General features: G+C 64.9%; 15 protein-coding genes. 11 read left to right on the top strand and 4 right to left on the bottom strand.

Features of this window, described 5'->3' with window-relative positions:
• Positions 1-145: 145 nt before the first annotated feature.
• The 3 genes from CO676_RS00240 to CO676_RS00230 are packed head-to-tail and all read left to right on the top strand — an operon-like array spanning position 146 to position 3,149.
• A complete protein-coding gene (locus CO676_RS00240; protein ID WP_097519285.1) occupies positions 146-1,507 on the top strand; it encodes an amidase in 1,362 nt (453 codons plus the stop codon).
• A complete protein-coding gene (locus CO676_RS00235) occupies positions 1,504-2,412 on the top strand; it encodes an ROK family protein (RefSeq protein WP_014766638.1) in 909 nt (302 codons plus the stop codon). Before CO676_RS00240 ends, CO676_RS00235 begins: the two co-directional genes overlap by 4 nt.
• Positions 2,412-3,149 carry a copper homeostasis protein CutC gene (locus CO676_RS00230; protein ID WP_097519284.1) on the top strand — a complete coding sequence of 246 codons (738 nt, stop codon included), beginning with the start codon at positions 2,412-2,414 and terminating at the stop codon, positions 3,147-3,149. Before CO676_RS00235 ends, CO676_RS00230 begins: the two co-directional genes overlap by 1 nt.
• Before the next feature lie 262 nt (positions 3,150-3,411).
• Here CO676_RS00230 and nagA read toward each other — a convergent pair whose 3' ends face one another.
• From nagA to CO676_RS00210, 4 genes are read right to left on the bottom strand one after another with little or no spacing between them, the layout of a single operon-like run.
• Positions 3,412-4,572, bottom strand: coding sequence for an N-acetylglucosamine-6-phosphate deacetylase (gene nagA / locus CO676_RS00225; RefSeq protein ID WP_097519283.1), 1,161 nt, complete (start codon positions 4,570-4,572; stop codon positions 3,412-3,414).
• On the bottom strand, positions 4,569-5,591 hold the full coding sequence (locus tag CO676_RS00220; protein WP_014766635.1) for an SIS domain-containing protein: 1,023 nt from the start codon (positions 5,589-5,591) through the stop codon (positions 4,569-4,571). The genes nagA and CO676_RS00220 overlap by 4 nt, the downstream gene beginning before the upstream one ends.
• A gap of 29 nt (positions 5,592-5,620) precedes the next feature.
• Complete coding sequence (locus tag CO676_RS00215; RefSeq protein WP_014766634.1) at positions 5,621-6,385, bottom strand: GntR family transcriptional regulator; 765 nt, start codon at positions 6,383-6,385, stop codon at positions 5,621-5,623.
• The gene (locus tag CO676_RS00210; RefSeq protein WP_097519282.1) at positions 6,382-7,266 is read right to left on the bottom strand and encodes an N-acetylglucosamine kinase; all 885 of its coding nucleotides are present in this window, start codon (positions 7,264-7,266) and stop codon (positions 6,382-6,384) included. Before CO676_RS00210 ends, CO676_RS00215 begins: the two co-directional genes overlap by 4 nt.
• 198 nt (positions 7,267-7,464) lie before the next feature.
• Here CO676_RS00210 and CO676_RS00205 point away from each other — a divergent pair, with 198 nt between their 5' ends.
• The 8 genes from CO676_RS00205 (at position 7,465) to CO676_RS00170 (ending at position 18,621) form a co-directional block, all read left to right on the top strand.
• Positions 7,465-8,361: an N-acetylmuramic acid 6-phosphate etherase gene (locus CO676_RS00205; RefSeq protein ID WP_014766632.1), complete on the top strand. Its 897-nt coding sequence runs from the start codon at positions 7,465-7,467 to the stop codon at positions 8,359-8,361.
• A 57-nt stretch (positions 8,362-8,418) separates the two neighbouring features.
• Positions 8,419-9,678 (top strand): ABC transporter substrate-binding protein, encoded by a 1,260-nt coding sequence (locus CO676_RS00200; protein ID WP_014766631.1) that lies wholly within the window; start codon positions 8,419-8,421, stop codon positions 9,676-9,678.
• A 234-nt stretch (positions 9,679-9,912) separates the two neighbouring features.
• Positions 9,913-10,860: a sugar ABC transporter permease gene (locus CO676_RS00195; protein ID WP_041415700.1), complete on the top strand. Its 948-nt coding sequence runs from the start codon at positions 9,913-9,915 to the stop codon at positions 10,858-10,860.
• Between the two features lie 14 nt (positions 10,861-10,874).
• Positions 10,875-11,714 carry a carbohydrate ABC transporter permease gene (locus tag CO676_RS00190; RefSeq protein ID WP_097519281.1) on the top strand — a complete coding sequence of 280 codons (840 nt, stop codon included), beginning with the start codon at positions 10,875-10,877 and terminating at the stop codon, positions 11,712-11,714.
• On the top strand, positions 11,711-12,775 hold the full coding sequence (locus tag CO676_RS00185; RefSeq protein WP_097519280.1) for a Gfo/Idh/MocA family oxidoreductase: 1,065 nt from the start codon (positions 11,711-11,713) through the stop codon (positions 12,773-12,775). Before CO676_RS00190 ends, CO676_RS00185 begins: the two co-directional genes overlap by 4 nt.
• A gap of 17 nt (positions 12,776-12,792) precedes the next feature.
• Complete coding sequence (locus CO676_RS00180) at positions 12,793-13,803, top strand: ATP-binding cassette domain-containing protein (RefSeq protein WP_014766627.1); 1,011 nt, start codon at positions 12,793-12,795, stop codon at positions 13,801-13,803.
• A gap of 455 nt (positions 13,804-14,258) precedes the next feature.
• Positions 14,259-15,464 (top strand): efflux RND transporter periplasmic adaptor subunit, encoded by a 1,206-nt coding sequence (locus tag CO676_RS00175; RefSeq protein ID WP_097519521.1) that lies wholly within the window; start codon positions 14,259-14,261, stop codon positions 15,462-15,464.
• Between the two features lie 10 nt (positions 15,465-15,474).
• Positions 15,475-18,621 (top strand): efflux RND transporter permease subunit, encoded by a 3,147-nt coding sequence (locus tag CO676_RS00170; RefSeq protein WP_097519279.1) that lies wholly within the window; start codon positions 15,475-15,477, stop codon positions 18,619-18,621.
• The last annotated feature ends 28 nt before the right edge of the window (positions 18,622-18,649 follow it).

The raw sequence follows: 18,649 nt of genomic DNA, 5'->3' as shown, positions 1-18,649 counted from the left end.
CGCCGGCGGCAAGGCACTTGCGCCGCGCTCTCTTGCGATGCACCTAAGAATCTGGCGCTGGCAAACGCAATGCAGGGCGATATGCTAAGGCTGAATCCGGCTTGGGTCCGCTACGCCGGCCGCCGAGAAGCCAAGGGGAAACGCCATGACCAATCAAAAGACGCTCGCCAGCCTTGCTGTTCTCGTGCAATCGGGACAATTGGATCCGGTCGCGCTCACCGAGGATACCCTTACCCGGATCGAAAACCATGCCGACAAGTCGATCTTCATCGGGCTAACGCGCGATCGCGCGGAGCGAGAGGCGAAGGCGGCCTCCGAACGGATCAGTGCCGGCCGCTCGCTCGGCCTGCTCGACGGCCTGCCGGTCGCCTGGAAGGATCTCTTCGATCTCGCCGGCAGCGTCACGACGGCGGGCTCAGTCGTGCTGAAGGACAATCCTCCGGCCGCCGCCGACGCGGCGGTCGTCGCGGCGCTCGGCGGTGCCGGCATGGTGAGCGTCGGCCGCACCAATATGAGCGAGTTCGCCTTTTCCGGGCTCGGCGTCAACCCGCATTACGGCACGCCTCGCAATCCGAGATCGGCGGACGTCCAGCGCATTCCCGGCGGCTCCTCCTCCGGCTCGGCGGCGGCGGTCGCCGCCGGGCTCGTGCCGTTGGCAATCGGCACCGATACCGGCGGATCGGTGCGCATTCCGGCGGCCATGACCGGCATCGTCGGCTACAAGGCAACGCGCGGCCGCTATGCGATGAAAGGCGTCTTTCCACTCGCTCAGAGCCTCGATTCGCTCGGACCCCTCTGCCACACCGTGCAGGACGCCGTCTGGGCAGACGCGGCCATGCACAGCCTGACGGCGCCGGTGATCCGCCGCGCCGAGCTTGCCGATCTTTCGCTCGTCATCCCCGAGACGATCGTCTTCGACGAGGCGGAGGCCGAGGTCGTCTCCGTCTTCGAGGCAGCGATCAAGAGGCTCGAGGCAGCCGGAGTCCGGGTGCGGCGACAAGCCTTCCCGAGCTTCGCCGAAATCTTCGATCTGACGGCGCGGCACGGCGCACTGATAACGGCGGAGGCTTATGCGCTGCATCGCGAGCGGCTTGCCGGACCGGAGGCGGCCCGCATAGACCCGCGCGTCGTCGTCCGGACCCGCCTCGGCGAGAAGACCACCGTCAGCGACTATATCGCCCTTCTTGATGTCCGCGACCGGCTGATCCACCAGACGGTCGAGAGCCTCAAGCCCGGCGAACTGATCGCGCATCCGACAGTGCCACACGTGGCGCCGATGGTCGATCCGCTGCTTGCCAACGACGATCTCTTCATCAAGGTCAATGCCAAGACGCTTCGCAATACGTCGATCGGCAATTTTCTCGACTTCTGCGGCGTTTCCATTCCTTGCGGCACAGGCGCCGCCGGCATGCCGGTCGGCTTCCTCGTCTCCGCACCGCACCACCAGGATGACCGGCTACTTTCGGCTGCGCTTGCCCTTGAGGCGCCGATCCGGGGCGGCGCATGATCGTCTGCTTCGATATCGGCGGATCGGCGATCAAAGGCGCGATCACCCACTCGCCGGAGCGGATCTTCCCCCTGCCCCGCCGGACGACGCCGCTCAACGATTTCCGCCGCTTCGTCGAAGCCATGGAATCGGTGCTCGACGAGGCGGGCGGACTGCCCGACCGGATCGCCATCTCGATCACCGGCGTCATCGACCCTGAGACGCGACGCATCAAATGCGCCAACATCCCCTGCATCGACGGGCGTGAACTGACCGCCGAACTCGAGGCGGCGCTGCACCTGCCCGTGGTGATCGCCAACGATGCCGATTGCTTCGCCCTGGCGGAAGCCGGGATCGGCGCCGGTCGTGGCCACCGCATCGTTTTCGGCGCGATCCTCGGCACCGGCGTCGGCGGCGGCCTGGTTGTCGATGGCAGGCTGATCAATGCCGATGGCGGCTTTGCCGGCGAATGGGGGCACGGGCCGGTGGCTGCGTCCCAAGCGGGGCACCCACCGATTGCCATCCCGACCTTCGACTGCGGCTGCGGCCAGCGCGGCTGCCTCGATACCGTCGGCGGCGCCCGCGGGCTCGAGCGTCTGCACGAGATGATCCATGGTAGGACGCTTGCCAGCCATGAGATTGTCGAGGCCTGGCAGAAGGGAGAGACCGAGGCGGCGCGAACGATCGACATCTTCGTCGACCTCGTCAGTTCTCCGCTGGCACTCGTCATCAATATTACCGGCGCGACCATCGTACCCGTCGGAGGCGGCTTATCCAATTCCGAGGCGCTCCTTGCCGAACTGGACATGGCGGTGCGTCAACGCATCCTCCGCCGCTTCGAAAGACCTCTGGTGGTGCGCGGCGAATGCCGAGTGGAACCGGGGCTGATCGGCGCCGCCCTGCTGGGCTTCGGAGGGAAAGGCTGATGAGCGGTGTTCTGCTCGAGGTCTGCGTTGACGATGCTGAAGGTCTGGCGGCCGCAGTCGAGGGTGGCGCCGATCGCATCGAACTATGCTCGGCGCTTGCGGTCGGCGGCCTGACGCCGAGCGCCGGCCTGATGGCCCTTGCCGGCCTGACACCTGTACCAGCCTATGCGATGATCCGCCCGCGCCCCGGCGACTTCATCTTCGGCCGCATCGAGCTCGACCTGATGCGCCGCGACATCGACGCGGCGCGCACCGCGGGGCTTGGCGGAGTCGTGCTCGGCGCATCGCTTCCCGACGGCCGGCTCGACGCACGGGCGCTCGCCGAACTGACCGGCCATGCCGCCGGGCTTGGCCTGACGCTGCACCGGGCCTTCGACCTGGTGCCGGATTTCGCAGAAGCGATATCGATCGCAATGGAGCTCGGCTTCGAGCGCATCCTGACTTCGGGTGGCGCAAGGACTGCACCGGAAGCCGTCGATACATTGGCGCGCCTCGTCGAACTGGCCGCCGACCGGCTGTCAGTCATGCCCGGCTCCGGCGTCACCATCGACACGCTTGGCCTTTTCCTGCCGAGGCTCGCCGTGATGGAAGTCCATTCCTCCTGCTCAATTCGTGAGCCGACTAAGGACAGGCGGATGGTAGAGATGGGATTCGCACCGCCGGAGCGTCGCCGCACGGATGCGGCGACTGTCAGGGCGATGAAGGCGCGGCTCGACGAAGTACGTTTTGGGCAATGAGAGTCTGAGAGTCGCCGCCCCTCATCCGGCCTGCCGGCCACCTTCTCCCCGCAAGCGGGGCGAAGGGGACTCGCGACAACGCTCCGCCCAAAATTCCTTATCCCCGCTATTCAGTCCGGAGACATGGGTGACACTTGTTCGGAGACATGGGTGACAGGGTGGTAGCGGCTATTTGCGGGCGAGGTCAATGGTGGCGATGGGTTTGGCGCCACTTCACGGCTTGTCGTCCTCGAAAGACTCTGCGCCTTTTCGACGACATGCCTCAAGCGGCAAAGACCACCTCTCCGCCGATCCAGGTCGATTTCATGCCGAGCTCCGGCGTCAGCAGCACGAAATCGGCATCGGTGCCGGGCAAGAGCCGCCCCTTGTGCGAGGCGATGCCCATCACGTCGGCCGGATAGGCGGAGGCCATGCGGATCGCTTCCTCGATCGGCAGGCCGAGCTTCTCGTGCACGAAGCGGACGGAGGAGAGCATGTCTATATCGGCGCCGGCGAGCGTGCCGTCGGCAAGCGTCAGGCGTCCGTCCTTGCGTAGGATCTCGCGGCCATTCAGGAAGAAGCTCGTCATATCGGTGCCGATCGGCGACATCGCATCGGTGACCAGGAAGATCTGCCCCGGTCCCCGCTTGCCGCGCAGCGCAATCCCCATCGAAGCCGGATCGACGTGGAAGCCATCGGCAATCAGCCCGGCATGCAGCGTGCCGGTCGCAAGCGCTGCGCCGACGATCCCCGGTTCGCGGTGGCCGAGCCCGCTCATGGCGTTGAAGAGATGCGTGACAGTCCGGGCGCCGGCCTTCGCATAAGCGCAAGCCGTCTCGAAGCCGACATCCGTATGCCCGAGGCTGACGACGGCGCCGGCGGCGGCAAGGGAGCGTACCTGCTCTTTCGTCGCATTTTCCGGAGCGACGGTGACCATCAGAGCGCCGAGCGCCTTCACGCAGGCGAGCATCTCGGCCAGATCGGTGTCCTCCATCGGGCGGATCAGCGCGGCATCGTGGGCTCCCTTGCGGGCGACCGACAGATGCGGGCCTTCGAGATGCAGGCCGAGGAAACCGGGTACCGCCGCGGCCCTAGCCGCGAGCCCGGCCTCGATTGCGGCGGCGCGGACTTCGCGCGTGTCGGTGATCAGCGTCGGCAGCAGCGCCGTCGTGCCGAATTTCGCATGCGCCGTACAAATTTGCCGGATACCGTCGAGGGTCGGCTGCTCGTTGAGCAGCGCGCCGCCGCCGCCGTTGACCTGCAGGTCGATGAAGCCGGGTACGAGAAGGAGGCCGCGCGCGTCCATCGTCTCCGCCTCGCCGGCAGCGACACCGGCCGGAACGATCCCTTTGACGTGCCCCGCCTCGATGATGAGCGCGGCGCCGTCGTGCCAATCGATACCGTCGAAAATCCGTCCACCGGTGATCTTCTTTCTCGCAGTCATCGTGTCTCCGTTACCTTCTTCAGGCTCGCCGGTGCATCCGGGTTGAGACCGCGCGAACGCGACCAGGCTTCAACGAAACCGTAGAACGGCAAGATCAGCGCTAGCGCGTCGGTGATCGGGTGGCCGGTCTCGACGAAGGGCAGGCGCTTCGCCTTTGTTGCGCGCGAGGAAGTGACATGCACCACCGCACCCTTGGCGCTCATGCCGTCGGCGATTTCCGTGACCGAGGCTTCCGCCGCATCGCGGGCCGCCAGCACCAGCACGGGGAAGCGGGCTTCGACGAGCGCCACCGGTCCGTGCAGTACTTCCGCCGCGGAATAGGCCTCGGCATGCATGCCGGACGTCTCCTTGAATTTCAGCGCCGCCTCGCTGGCGATCGCCAGCGCCGGGCCGCGACCCAGGACGTAGAGCGATTCGGCCTCGCCGAGATCGGCGGCGAAATCCTGCCAGTCGAGCTTCACCGCCTTGGCGAACTGATTCGGCAGATCGGCAACGGCGCGCTTCAGTGCGGCATCACCCGTCCATTCGCCGAGAACGGCAAGTCCCGCGACGATCGAGTTGACATAGGATTTGGTGGCCGCAACGGCGAGTTCGGGACCGGCGAGAATATCGAGCGGGTGGCTACAGGCCTCGGCGATCGGCGAGGGCAGCGTGTTCGTCAATGCAATCGAGACGGCGCCGGCCCGCGTTGCCGCCTCGGCCATCGCGACGATGTCCGGGCTCTTGCCCGACTGCGAGATGGCGATCGCCGCGGCGCCGCCGAGCTTCAGTTCGGCGCCGTAGATCGAGGCAAGCGACGGTCCAAGCGAGGCGACCGGCCGGCCGGCCTGCAGTTCGATCGCGTATTTCAGAAACAGGGCCGCATGGTCGGAGGAGCCGCGGGCGATCGTCACCAGAAAGGCCGGATCCTGGGCGCGCAGCGCCGAACCGGCGGCGGCGAGTGTCGCGGCCGAGCGGTCGAGCAATCTTGCGGCGGCCTCGGGAATCTCGTCGATCTCTCGCCGCATATTGGTCTGCATCGGTCAGGTCCTTTCTTTCACGGCGCGGCTCAGCTTTCCGGGATCGTCAGCTCCGCGACAAAGTCATAGGTGTCGCCCCGATAGAGTGAGCGGGTGAATTCCACGACGCGCCCCGAAGCGAGGTAGGAGACGCGCTCGATCGAAAGGCCAGCCGCACCGACGGCGACGCCCAGCATCGTCGCATCGGGGTTCTTGATGTTGCAGGCGGAAATCCGCTGCACGGCACGGACCGGTCGGGCATGCGACTTTTCGAGCGCGGAATAGAGCGATGAGGTGACGGCAAGCGGATCGGGGACGAATTCCGCCGAAACGCAGGCGCGTTCGATCGCAAGCGGCATGTCGTCGGCGATGCGCAGGCGCCCGAGACGGGCGACCAGCGCGTCGGCGGGAAGGCCGAGCGTCATCATCTCGTCCGGCGACGGATGGAAAAGTCCGCGCTCCAGCCATTCGGCGCGGGTATTGAGACCGCGCCGCGCCATGTCCTCGGTGAAGGAGGTAAGCCGCGACAGCGACTGCTCGACGCGCGAGACCGGCCGCACCACGAAGGTGCCGGAGCCGTGACGGCGGACCAGCAGACCGTCGCGCACCAGGTCGTCGACGGCCTTGCGGACGGTGACGCGGCTTACATTCGCGTAGTCTGCGAGGTCCCGCTCGGCGGGCAGCGCATCGCCATGATTGAGCTTGCCGGACATGATCGCCTCTTCGAGCGATTGCCGGAGCTTGAGATAAAGCGGGCCCGCACCGCCTGACTGCAGGCTTTCGAGAGGCAGGATGGCGGCAAGCTGCTGATTCATGCGACGGCCTCCGGCCGCGCCCCGAAGCGGGCGGCGGCGAGCGCCACGGCGCCGGTCAGCGCGTCGGCCTTCGCTTCGACGAAGAGCGGCTGGTGGCGTTCGGCGAGCCAGGGGCGGTAAAGCGGCGCCAGCCCGCCGAGCAGGCAGATCGTCCGGCTGCCGCCGGCAACCACCACATCGAGCGCCTCGTCCACGGTCGTCGCGGCCGCCTTGAGCAAACATGCCGCCACCGGATCGCCGCGCCCGGCATGGTCGAAGACGCGCGGAGCGTAGCGGCCGAACTCGCCGGGCTTCGCCAGCCGGGCGAAATCGACGACGTCGCGCGGATCATTGTTGAACTCCGCCAGCACGGAATCGGTCACCGGCGATGCTTCATGGATGCCGTCGTAGGCGAGCAGGCTTTCCTGCAGCAGGGCATGGCCGATGCGGGCACCACTGCCATGGTCGCCGATCGTAAAACCCCAGCCGCCGAGATAGCTCACCGTTTCGCCCTGGCGGGCGATGTAGATCGTGCCGGTTCCAAGTATGGCAACCGCACCGTCCTTGTCGCCAAGCGCCCCCTGCAGGGCGATCAGCCCGTCGGATTCGATATCGGCCGCGGCAAAGGGCAACCGCCGCTTCACATAATGGACGGCATCGCCAACATTGTGGCCCGCAACGCCGAGGATGGCGCGGGAAGCAACGATGCCAGCCGGGTCAAGGCCCGCATCCTCGAAGGCGGCGCGCGCCGCGTCGACAATATTCTGCAGCGCCGTTTCGGGATCGGTGAGAATATTGGCGGCACCGGATTTGCCGCGGCCGAGAATACGCCCATCCGGGCCCGCAACCGCCGCCCGGCAACTCGTTCCGCCGCCATCGATTCCGATCAGATAGGATGTCATAGCCACCTCCGCCGTCTAACATACCAAAAAAATACCATTAACCAAGTACGATTCCGTCGAGCCGAGGGCATTTCAGTTATATCGCTGATTTTATGCGAATAATTTTAAGACATCAGTTTTTATTTAGCCAAACGTTAAATTTCTCCTAGACAATTGGTATTTTTTTGGCATTAATTTGGGAGAGAGGAGAACGACGCGATGCCGGCAGCCAAGACCGAACAGCGCCACGATAACGCCAAAGGCCTGGACACGATGGATCCGGCGCTGGCGCTTCGCGTTCTCGCTTCCGGCCAGCAGGCGGCAGCCAAGGCGGTCGATGCGGCGGTCGAGTCGATTGCGGCCGCGGCTGCAGTTGCCGCAAGCGTGCTTTCCGCCGGCGGCCGGCTCGCCTATGCGGGCGCCGGCAGCTCCGGCCTGATGGCCATGGCGGACGCCCTCGAACTGCCGGGCACCTATGGCATTTCCCAGGAACAGATCATCATTCTTCTCGCCGGCGGCGCCGCAAGCCTGAGCGATCTCGCCGGCGGCTACGAGGACGATACCGAGCTTGCACGCGACGACATCCGCAAGGCCGGCATTCAGACCGGCGACTGCCTGATCTCGGTCTCCGCCAGTGGCTCGACCCCCTACGCGCTTGCCGCCGCCGACGAGGCGAGGCAGCGCGGCGCCAAGGTCATCGGCGTGGCCAACAACGGGGGCGCGCCGCTCTTCGAGAAAGCAGATGTCGCAATCCTGCTGCAGACGCCGCCGGAGGTGATTTCCGGCTCGACGCGGATGGGCGCCGGCACGGCACAGAAGATCGCCTTCAACATGTTCTCGACGCTCGTCGGAATCCATCTCGGCCACGTGCTCGACGGCCACATGGTCAATCTGCGGGCCGACAATATCAAGCTTCGCGGCCGTGCCGTGCGGATCGTCTCGGACATCACCGGCGTCGGCGCCGACGAAGCCGAAAGGCTGATCGATGAAACTTCCGGATCGGTCAAGCTGGCGATCCTGCTCGCCTCCGGCGCCAAGGATGTGGTGGCGGCCGAGACGGCACTCGATAAGGCCAATCAGAATTTGCGCCGGGCGATCGCCATCGTCTCGGCCTGAACGATAAACTGGGATCCAAAACGCGCCGTGGCGGCGCCTATAAGAGGGAGAACCTGAATGACCCGTACGACAATCAAAGGCTTGCTGCTTGCATCGAGCATTCTCGGCTCGGCCGGACTTGCGCAGGCGCAGGACGTGACGCTGACCATCGAGAGCTGGCGCAATGACGACCTGGCGATCTGGCAGGAAAAGCTCATCCCCGCTTTTGAAGCCAAGAACCCCGGCATCAAGATCGTCTTCTCGCCGTCCGCGCCGACCGAGTACAACGCGGCGCTGAACGCCAAGCTCGACGCAGGCTCGGCCGGCGACCTCATCACCTGCCGCCCGTTCGACGCCTCGCTCGAACTCTATAACAAGAAGCACCTCGCCGACCTGACCGGATTGCCGGGCATGGAGAACTTCTCCGACGTCGCCAAGTCCGCCTGGACGACCGATGACGGCAAGGCGAGCTTCTGCGTGCCGATGGCCTCGGTCATCCACGGCTTCATCTACAACAAGGACGCCTTCGACCAGCTCAAGCTTTCCGTGCCGACGACCGAGGAGGAGTTCTTCGCCGTGCTCGACAAGATCAAGGCCGACGGCAACTACATCCCCATGGCCATGGGCACCAAGGATCTCTGGGAGGCCGCGACCATGGGCTACCAGAATATCGGCCCGAACTACTGGAAGGGCGAGGAAGGCCGCCTGGCGCTCATCAAGGGCGAGCAGAAGCTTACCGATGAGCCATGGGTCGAACCGTACCGCGTACTCGCCAAGTGGAAGGATTATCTGGGTGACGGCTTCGAGGCCCAGACCTATCCGGACAGCCAGAACCTCTTCACGCTCGGCCGCGCCGCGATCTACCCGGCCGGCTCCTGGGAAATCTCCGGCTTCAATACCCAGGCGCAGTTCAAGATGGGCGCATTCCCGCCGCCGGTGAAGAAGGCTGGCGACACCTGCTACATCTCCGACCACAACGATATCGGCATCGGCCTCAACGCCAAGAGCCCCAATGCGGAGGCCGCCAAGACCTTCCTGACCTGGGTCGCGTCGCCGGAATTCGCGGAGATCTACGCAAACGCCCTGCCCGGCTTCTTCAGCCTGAACTCGACCGCCGTGAAGATGACCGACCCGCTCGCCCAGGAATTCGTTTCCTGGCGTGAAAAGTGCAAGCCGACGATCCGCTCGACCTACCAGATTTTGTCGCGCGGCACGCCGAACCTCGAAAACGAGACCTGGGTGGAATCGGCCAACGTGATCAACGGCACCGACACGCCGGAAGTCGCCGCCAAGAAGCTGCAGGACGGCCTCGACAGCTGGTACAAGCCGGCAAAATAAGATCGAGTGGGGCGCGGCGCCAGGCTGGCTCCGCGCCCTGTTCGCTGCGCGAAGCATTTCTCGCGCCGAGAACGATGCCGCAGTTAGTACCGGCGCCCGGCCGGGCGGATCGGAAAGCGGCTGTGCCGACCATGTCCCTGACCGCGCCGCTTGATGCGCGAAGGACGCGGCAATTCGAGCGAAAATCGGGCTGTGCCGATAGCGGCAGTCCTTGAAGAAGCGGGCCAGAGGCCGATGAAACCAAGTGAAACCACAACGGACGTCAGCGAGCTGAAGCGCCCCCGCCGCTGGCATATCCTCGTCTTTCTGCTGCCGGCTCTGGTCGTCTACACGGCGGTGATGATCCTGCCGTTGATCGAGACGCTGCGGCAATCCTTCTACAACACCGTCGACGGCCAATATGGCTTCGTGGGGCTTGGCAATTTCAAGGTCCTGTTCGGCGATCCGCGCTGGGCGGCGGATTTCTGGAACGCCCTTCGGAACAACTTCGTTTTCTTCTTGATCCACATGGTGGTGCAGAATCCGATCGGCATTGCGCTCGCCGCCATGCTGTCGATCCCGAAGCTGCGCTTCAGTGCCTTCTACCGGACGGCGATCTTCCTGCCGACGCTCCTGTCCTTCGTCATCGTCGGCTTCATCTGGAAGCTCATACTCTCGCCGATCTGGGGCGTCGCCCCCTATCTGATGGATCTCGTCGGCCTCAAATGGCTGTTCGCGCCCTGGCTCGGCAGGCCCGATTCGGCGCTGATCGCCGTGTCGCTGATCTCGGTCTGGCAATATATCGGCATCCCGATGATGCTGATCTATGCGGCGCTCCTCAACATCCCCGACGAGGTGATCGAGGCGGCGGAACTCGACGGCGTCACCGGCTGGAGCCAGTTCTGGAAGATCAAGCTGCCGCTGATCCTGCCGGCGATCGGCATCATCTCGATCCTGACCTTCGTCGGCAACTTCAACGCCTTCGACCTGATCTACACGGTGCAGGGGGCGCTGGCCGGCCCGGACAAGTCGACGGACATTCTCGGCACCCTGCTCTACCGCACCTTCTTCGGGTTCCAGCTCCAGCTCGGCGACCGGTCGATGGGCGCGACGATCGCGGCGATCATGTTCCTGATCATCTTGGCCGGCGTGTCGCTCTATCTCTTCGCCATCCAGCGCCGCATGCGCCGCTACCAGTTCTGAGGGGAGAGACCAGGATGTCGAAAGCAAGAACCTCCATCGCCCGGACCGGCGCCGTCCATTTCGCGTTGATCGCCTACACGCTCGTGGCGTTGTTCCCGGTATTCCTGACGATCGCCAACTCGTTCAAGAGCCGCAATGCGATCTTCCGCGAGCCGCTGGCGTTCCCGACGCCCGAGAGCTTCAGCCTGATCGGCTACGAGACGGTGCTGAAGCAGGGCGACTTCCTCGGCTATTTCCAGAACAGCGTCGTCGTCACCGTCGTGTCGATTGCGCTCGTGCTGCTGTTCGGCGCCATGGCCGCCTTCGCGCTGTCCGAGTACCGGTTCCGCGGCAACACGCTGATGGGGCTCTATCTGGCGCTCGGCATCATGATCCCGATCCGGCTCGGCACGGTGGCGATCCTGCAGGGTATGGTGGCGACGAACCTCGTCAACACGCTGACGGCGCTGATCCTCGTCTACACGGCGCAGGGCCTGCCGCTCGCCGTCTTCATCCTGTCGGAATTCATGCGCACCGTCTCGGACGACCTGAAGAACGCCGGCCGTATCGACGGGCTGTCGGAGTATGCGATCTTCTTCCGGCTGGTGCTGCCGCTGGTGCGGCCCGCCATGGCGACGGTGGCCGTCTTTACCATGATCCCGATCTGGAACGACCTGTGGTTCCCGCTGATCCTGGCTCCGGCGGAAGCGACGAAGACCGTGACGCTCGGCTCTCAGATCTTCATCGGGCAGTTCGTCACCAACTGGAACGCGGTTCTTTCGGCTCTTTCGCTGGCGATCTTCCCGGTGCTCGTCCTCTACGTCATCTTCTCGCGGCAGCTGATCCGCGGCATCACGGCAGGAGCGGTCAAATGAATTCTTCCGCAAATCCGATCCGCGTCCTCGTCGCCGGGCTCGGCAACATGGGACGCAGCCATGCCCTTGCCTATCACGAAAATCCCGGCTTCGAGATAGCCGGCCTCGTCAACCGCTCCAAGGTCGAGCTGCCGGGCGCACTTTCCGGCTACGAGATCGTGCCCTCTTTCAGTGAGGCGCTTCTCGAACTCAGGCCGGAGCTCTGCTCGATCAACACCTATTCGGACAGCCACGCCGCCTATGCGGTGACAGCGATGGAAGCAGGCTGCCATGTCTTCGTCGAAAAGCCGCTGGCAACGACGGTCGCCGATGCGGAACGCGTCGTCGCCTGCGCCCGGGCCAACGGCCGCAAGCTCATCGTCGGCTATATCCTGCGCCACCATCCGTCCTGGATGCGGCTGATCGCCGAGGCGCGGAAGCTCGGGCCGCCCTATGTGTTCCGCATGAACCTGAACCAGCAGTCGAGCGGGCCGACCTGGGCGACACACAAGTCGCTGATGCAGACGACGGCGCCGATCGTCGACTGCGGCGTCCACTATGTCGACGTGATGTGCCAGATCACCGATGCGAGGCCCGTCGAGGTGCGCGGTATGGGCCTGAGGCTCTCGAACGAGATCGCCGCCGACATGTACAATTACGGCCACCTGCAGGTCATTTTCGAGGACGGTTCGGCCGGCTGGTACGAGGCCGGCTGGGGACCGATGATCTCCGAGACCGCCTTCTTCGTGAAGGACGTGATTTCGCCGAACGGCGCGGTATCGATCGTCATGGACCAGGCCGCCAGGTCCGACGACATCGACGTGCACACCAAGACCGCCGTCATCCGCCTGCACAGCGCGGCGACCGGTCCGGACGGCCGCTTCCTCAAGCCCGACGAGGACCTCCAGATGGAAGGCGAACCGGGCCACCAGGACCTTTGCTACCGCGAACAAGCCTTCGTGTTCAAGGCCATTCGCGAAAACATCAATCTCGACCGGCATATGGACGATGCGGTGCAGTCGCTCAAGATCTGCCTGGCGGCGGACGAAAGCGTTCGCACCGGCAGGCCGGTCATGCTCTAACCCAAGAGGGTCGACACGTGGGATCTCTGCAACTTAAATCCATCCGCAAGGCCTATGGCGGTCATGAAGTGCTGAAGGGCATCGACCTCGAGGTGCAGGACGGCGAATTCGTTATCTTCGTCGGTCCGTCGGGCTGCGGAAAATCGACCCTGCTCAGGACCATCGCCGGCCTCGAGGACGCGACGTCCGGAAGTGTGCAGATCGACGGTGTCGAAGTCGGCCATGTCGCACCCGCCAAGCGCGGCATCGCCATGGTCTTCCAGTCCTATGCGCTCTACCCGCACCTGACGGTGAAGGACAATATGGGTCTCGGGCTGAAGCAGGCCGGTGTGCCGAAGGCCGAGATCGACGAGAAGGTCGGCAAGGCGGCCGGCATGCTGTCGCTGCAGCCCTACCTCGCCCGCCGCCCGGCCGAGCTTTCCGGCGGGCAGCGCCAGCGCGTGGCGATCGGCCGCGCCATCGTGCGCGAGCCGAAACTCTTCCTTTTCGACGAGCCGCTGTCGAACCTTGACGCGGCGCTGCGCGTCAACACGCGCCTGGAAATCGCCCGGCTACATCGCAGTCTCAGCGCAACGATGATCTATGTCACCCACGACCAGGTCGAGGCGATGACGCTGGCCGACAAGATCGTCGTCTTGAACGGAGGCCGCATCGAGCAGGTCGGCTCGCCGATGGAACTCTACAACCGTCCCGCCAATCTCTTCGTCGCGGGCTTCATCGGCTCGCCGCAGATGAACCTCATCGACGGCGACCGGTTCGGCGACGGTACGGCGAAGACTGTCGGCATTCGCCCCGAACATATCGGTCTCTCGCGGGACGGCGGCGACTGGAAGGCAAAAGTGATCCACGTCGAGCATCTCGGCGCCGACACCATCGTCTATCTCGAGTCCGACGCGGTCGGGCTGCTGACGGTGCGGCTCTTCGGCGAGCACCGCTATGCGGCGGACGACGTCGTCCATGCCACTCCGGTGATCGGCGGCATGCACCGCTTCGACGCCGATGGCCGGGCGATCGGTTCCGGCCATTGAGGTGCGGGCGCGGGCGGAAAAACCGCTCGCACGCCGGATCGCCCCTCACCCTAGCCCTCTCCCCGCAAGCGGGGGGGACACCGGCGTGTGAATATGGCTGGCGTCTGCGGCGACGTTCGCGCGCGGACACGCGCCGCAGGGCCCCCTTCTCCCCGCCTGCGGGGAGAAGGGGGCCCTGCGGGATGAGGGGCGGGAGGCGCCCGCTGCTTGTCTTCGATCAGCGATCACACCTACGTGAACTGCGACGACGGCAGCGCCGAAGATGCCGCGGCTGCGGCATTTTTGAAGATTACCATACAGCGACTGTCCCCTGTTGCGTTGCGGCAGACATTAACATACATTCCTGTTTGTATATTAGCTTTCCGGTATCTTCCCGCGATGCCGGCTCCGCTTCCTCTTCCTTATAGACCGCGCGGTAGGCGCCGCGGGCGGTCCTTTGCATATTGGACATTGCGATGCATATGAACCGACCGATACTGGCCGTCTCTCTGGCAACCGTGCTGTTTCTCGCCGGTTGCCAGAAGAATGAAGAACAGGCTGCCGCCCCGCCCTTTCCTCCGGCGGCCGTCGCCGTCTTCACGACGGCGGCGGAACCCTTGCCGATCACCAATGAGCTTCCCGGGCGCATTACGCCGACGCGAATAGCCGAGGTTCGGCCGCGCATTTCCGGCATCGTCGTCGAACGGGTGTTCGAGCAGGGCACGATGGTCAAGGAAGGCGACGTGCTCTACCAGATCGATCCCGCGCCATTTCAGGTCAAGGTCGACAGCGCCGAGGCCACGCTGAGGCGGGCACAGGCAGTAGCCGACCAGGCCAAGCGGACCGCCGACCGGCAGTCGCGGCTGAAGGACGCGCAGTTCGCGGCCGTGCAGCAGTTCGACGACGCGATTGCCGCGCTTGCCCAGGCCGAGGCCGATGTCGGCATTGCCGAGGCGGGCCTCGCCGAGGCGAAGCTCAACCTGCAATACGCCAATGTCACCGCGCCGATCAGCGGCCGGATCGGCCGGGCGCTGATCACCGAGGGCGCCCTCGTCAGCGCGAGCGACACACAGAACCTGGCAACGATCCAGCAGCTCGACCCGATCTATGCCGACTTCACGCAGTCGGCGACCGACCTCATCCGCCTGCGCAAGGCCCTCAAGGACGGCCAGCTCATCAGCGGCAAGAACGAAGCGGAGGTGCAGCTTATCCTCGACGACGGCACACCCTACGGCTTGAAGGGCCGGCTGCTCTTTTCCGAGGCGGCCGTCGACGCGACGACCGGCCAGGTGACGCTACGCGGCGAATTCCCCAATCCCAACAACGATCTGCTACCGGGGATGTATGTGCGCGTGCAGATCCAGCAGGGGCTGGAAAAGGACGCGATTACTGTTCCCCAGCAGGCGGTGCAGCGCAACAATGCCGGCCAATCCCAGGTCTATGTGGTCACCGCCGACAAGAAGGTCGAGTTCCGCAACGTCACGCTTGGGCGGACGGTCGGCGAGCGTTGGCAGGTGACCGCCGGTCTCAAGGCCGGTGAGAAGGTCATCGTCGAGGGCTTCCAGAAAATCGGCCCCGGCGCGCCGGTTGAACCCTCCGACTGGAACCCGAACTCCAAGCCCGGTACCGGGCAGCAGAGCGCGGCTGCCGCCGGCGACAAGTCCGCCACCGCAGTGAAGTGAGAGCCTATTCATGCCCAGTTTTTTCATAGACAGGCCGATCTTTGCCTGGGTGGTGGCCATCTTCATCATGGTCGCCGGCATCATCGCCGTTCCGCTGCTGCCCGTTTCGCAATATCCGGACGTCGCCCCGCCGCAGATCTCGATCAACGCCAACTATCCGGGCGCCTCGTCGCAGGACACCTATCAGAGCGTCACGCGGCTGATCGAGGATGAGCTGAACGGCGTCGAGGGCCTGCTTTACTTCGAATCGACGTCGAGTTCCTCGGGCTCGGTCGAGATCAACGCCACCTTCGCCCCGGGCACCGACCCCAGCCAGGCCTCGGTCGATATCCAGAACCGGGTGCAGCGGGTCGAGCCGCGCCTGCCCGATTCGGTCAAGCAGCAGGGCGTCCAGGTGGACGAGGCCGGCTCCGGCTTTCTGCTGATCATCTCGCTGACCTCGACGGATGGGTCGATGGACGCGATCGCCCTCGGCGATTACTTGAGCCGCAACGTCTTGAGCGAAATCCAGCGCGTGCCCGGCGTCGGCCGCGCCCAGATGTTCGCGACCGAGCGGTCGATGCGCGTCTGGCTCGATCCGGACAAGATGCTCGGCCTCAACCTGACCGCCGCGGACGTGACCGCAGCGATCCAGGCGCAGAACGCCCAGATCGCCTCCGGCTCGATCGGCGCCCAGCCGAACCCGATCACCCAGCAGATCAGTGCCCCGGTGGTGATCAAGGGCCAGCTTTCCTCGCCGGCGGAATTCGGTGCCATCGTGCTTCGGGCGAACGCCGACGGCTCCGCCGTGCGGCTGCGCGACGTCGCCCGCATCGAGATCGGCGGCGAGAGCTATTCCTTCTCGACACGCCTCAACGGCAAGCCCTCGGCGGCCATCGCCGTGCAGCTCTCGCCGAGCGGCAACGCGATCTCGACCTCGGAGGCGATCAAGGCTCGCATGGACGAACTCGCCGAGTTCTTCCCGCCGGGGCTTGAATATTCCGTTCCCTACGACACCTCGCCCTTCGTCGCCGTCTCGATCCAGAAGGTCGTCGAAACGCTCGTCGAAGCCGTGGCGCTCGTCTTCCTGGTGATGTTCCTGTTCCTGCAGAACATCCGCTATACGATCATCCCGACGCTGGTCGTGCCGGTCGCCCTTCTCGGCACCTGCGCGGTCATGCTGGCGATGGGCTTTTCCATCAACGTCTTGACGATGTTCGGCATGGTGCTGGCGATCGGCATCCTCGTCGACGACGCGATCATCGTCGTCGAAAACGTCGAGCGCATCATGTCGGAGGAGGGCCTGACGCCGAAGGAGGCGACCCGCAAGGCGATGAAGCAGATCACCGGCGCGGTCATCGGCATCACCCTCGTGCTCGCCTCGGTGTTCATCCCGATGGCCTTCTTCCCGGGTGCGGTCGGGGTGATCTATCGCCAGTTCAGCCTGACCATGGTCGTTTCGATCCTGTTCTCGGCGTTTCTTGCACTGTCGCTGACGCCGGCGCTCTGCGCGAGCTTCCTGAAGCAGGTACCGAAGGGCCATCACCACGCCAAGCGCGGCTTTTTCGGCTGGTTCAACCGCGGCTTCGACCGGACCTCGCGCGGCTATACCGGCCTTGTCGGACGCATGGTGACGCGCACCGGCCGGTTCATGATCATCTACCTGGCGCTGCTCGGTGGCCTCGCCTGGGCCTTCCTGCAACTTCCCTCGTCCTTCCTGCCGGACGAGGACCAGGGCTTTGTCATCGTCATGATGCAGCTGCCGTCCGAAGCTACAGCGAACCGAACGACCGAGGTCATTGAACAGGCGGAGACGATCTTCGGGCAGGAGCCGGCGGTCGACACGATCGTCGCGATCAACGGCTTCTCCTTCTTCGGCACCGGCCAGAATGCGGGGCTTGCCTTCGTGACGCTGAAGGACTGGAGCGAGCGGGACGCGAACAACGCCGCCCAGTCGATCGCCGGCCGCGCGACGATGGCGATGAGCCAGATCAAGGATGCGATCAGCTTCGCGCTGTCGCCGCCGGCAATCCAGGGTCTCGGCACCACCGGCGGCTTCTCCTTCCGCCTGCAGGACCGTGCCGGTCTCGGCGAAGCGGCGCTGGCTGAGGCGCGCGACCAGCTCCTCGGCCTTGCCTCTCAGAGCAAGGTGGTGACAGGCGTCCGCTTCGAGGGGATGCCCGATGCGGCACAGGTCAATGTGCTTATCGACCGGGAGAAGGCGAATACCTTCGGCGTCACTTTTGCCGACATCAACTCGACGATCTCGACCAATCTCGGCTCGTCCTATGTCAACGACTTCCCGAATGCCGGCCGCATGCAGCGCGTGACGGTGCAGGCGGACGAGGGTCAGCGCATGCAGACGGCCGATCTCCTGAACCTCAATGTCCGCAATTCGAACGACGGCATGGTTCCGCTCTCGGCTTTCGCCAGCATCGAATGGATCAAGGCCCCGACTCAGACCGTCGGCTACAATGGCTATCCGGCGGTCCGCATCAGTGGCGAAGCGGCTGCCGGCTATTCCTCCGGCGATGCGATCACGGAAATGGAGCGGCTGGCGGCTGAGCTCCCGGCGGGCTTCGGCTACGAATGGACGGGCCAGTCGCTGCAGGAGATCCAGTCGGGCTCGCAGGCGCCGCTCCTGATTGCGCTTTCGTGCCTGCTCGTCTTCCTGTGCCTGGCGGCGCTCTACGAGAGCTGGTCCATTCCGGTCGCCGTCATCATGGTCGTGCCGCTCGGCGTCATCGGTGCGGTGCTGGCGGTGATGATGCGCGACATGCCGAACGACGTTTACTTCAAGGTCGGCCTGATCGCGATCATCGGGCTCTCGGCGAAGAACGCCATCCTGATCATCGAGTTCGCCAAGGAACTCCGCGAACAGGGCAAGTCGCTGATCGACGCGACGCTCGAAGCCGTGCACCTGCGCTTCCGGCCGATCCTGATGACGTCGCTCGCCTTCACGCTTGGCGTCTTGCCGCTGGCGATCGCGACCGGCGCAAGCTCCGGCAGCCAGCGCGCCATCGGCACCGGCGTCATGGGCGGCATGATCTCGGCCACGGTGCTGGCGATCTTCTTCGTGCCGGTATTCTTCGTGTTCGTGATGAAGCTCTTCGGACGATGGAAAGCCACGGGCGCGGCACCACAGGCCACATCCGAGAGCGCCACGCCCGCCGAGTAACGACGATAACGGCCCGCCCTCGCCGGCG

It is taken from the genome of Sinorhizobium sp. BJ1 (assembly GCF_002531555.1).
Lineage (GTDB): Bacteria > Pseudomonadota > Alphaproteobacteria > Rhizobiales > Rhizobiaceae > Sinorhizobium > Sinorhizobium fredii_B.
This window is presented reverse-complemented; position numbering and strand designations above follow the sequence as displayed.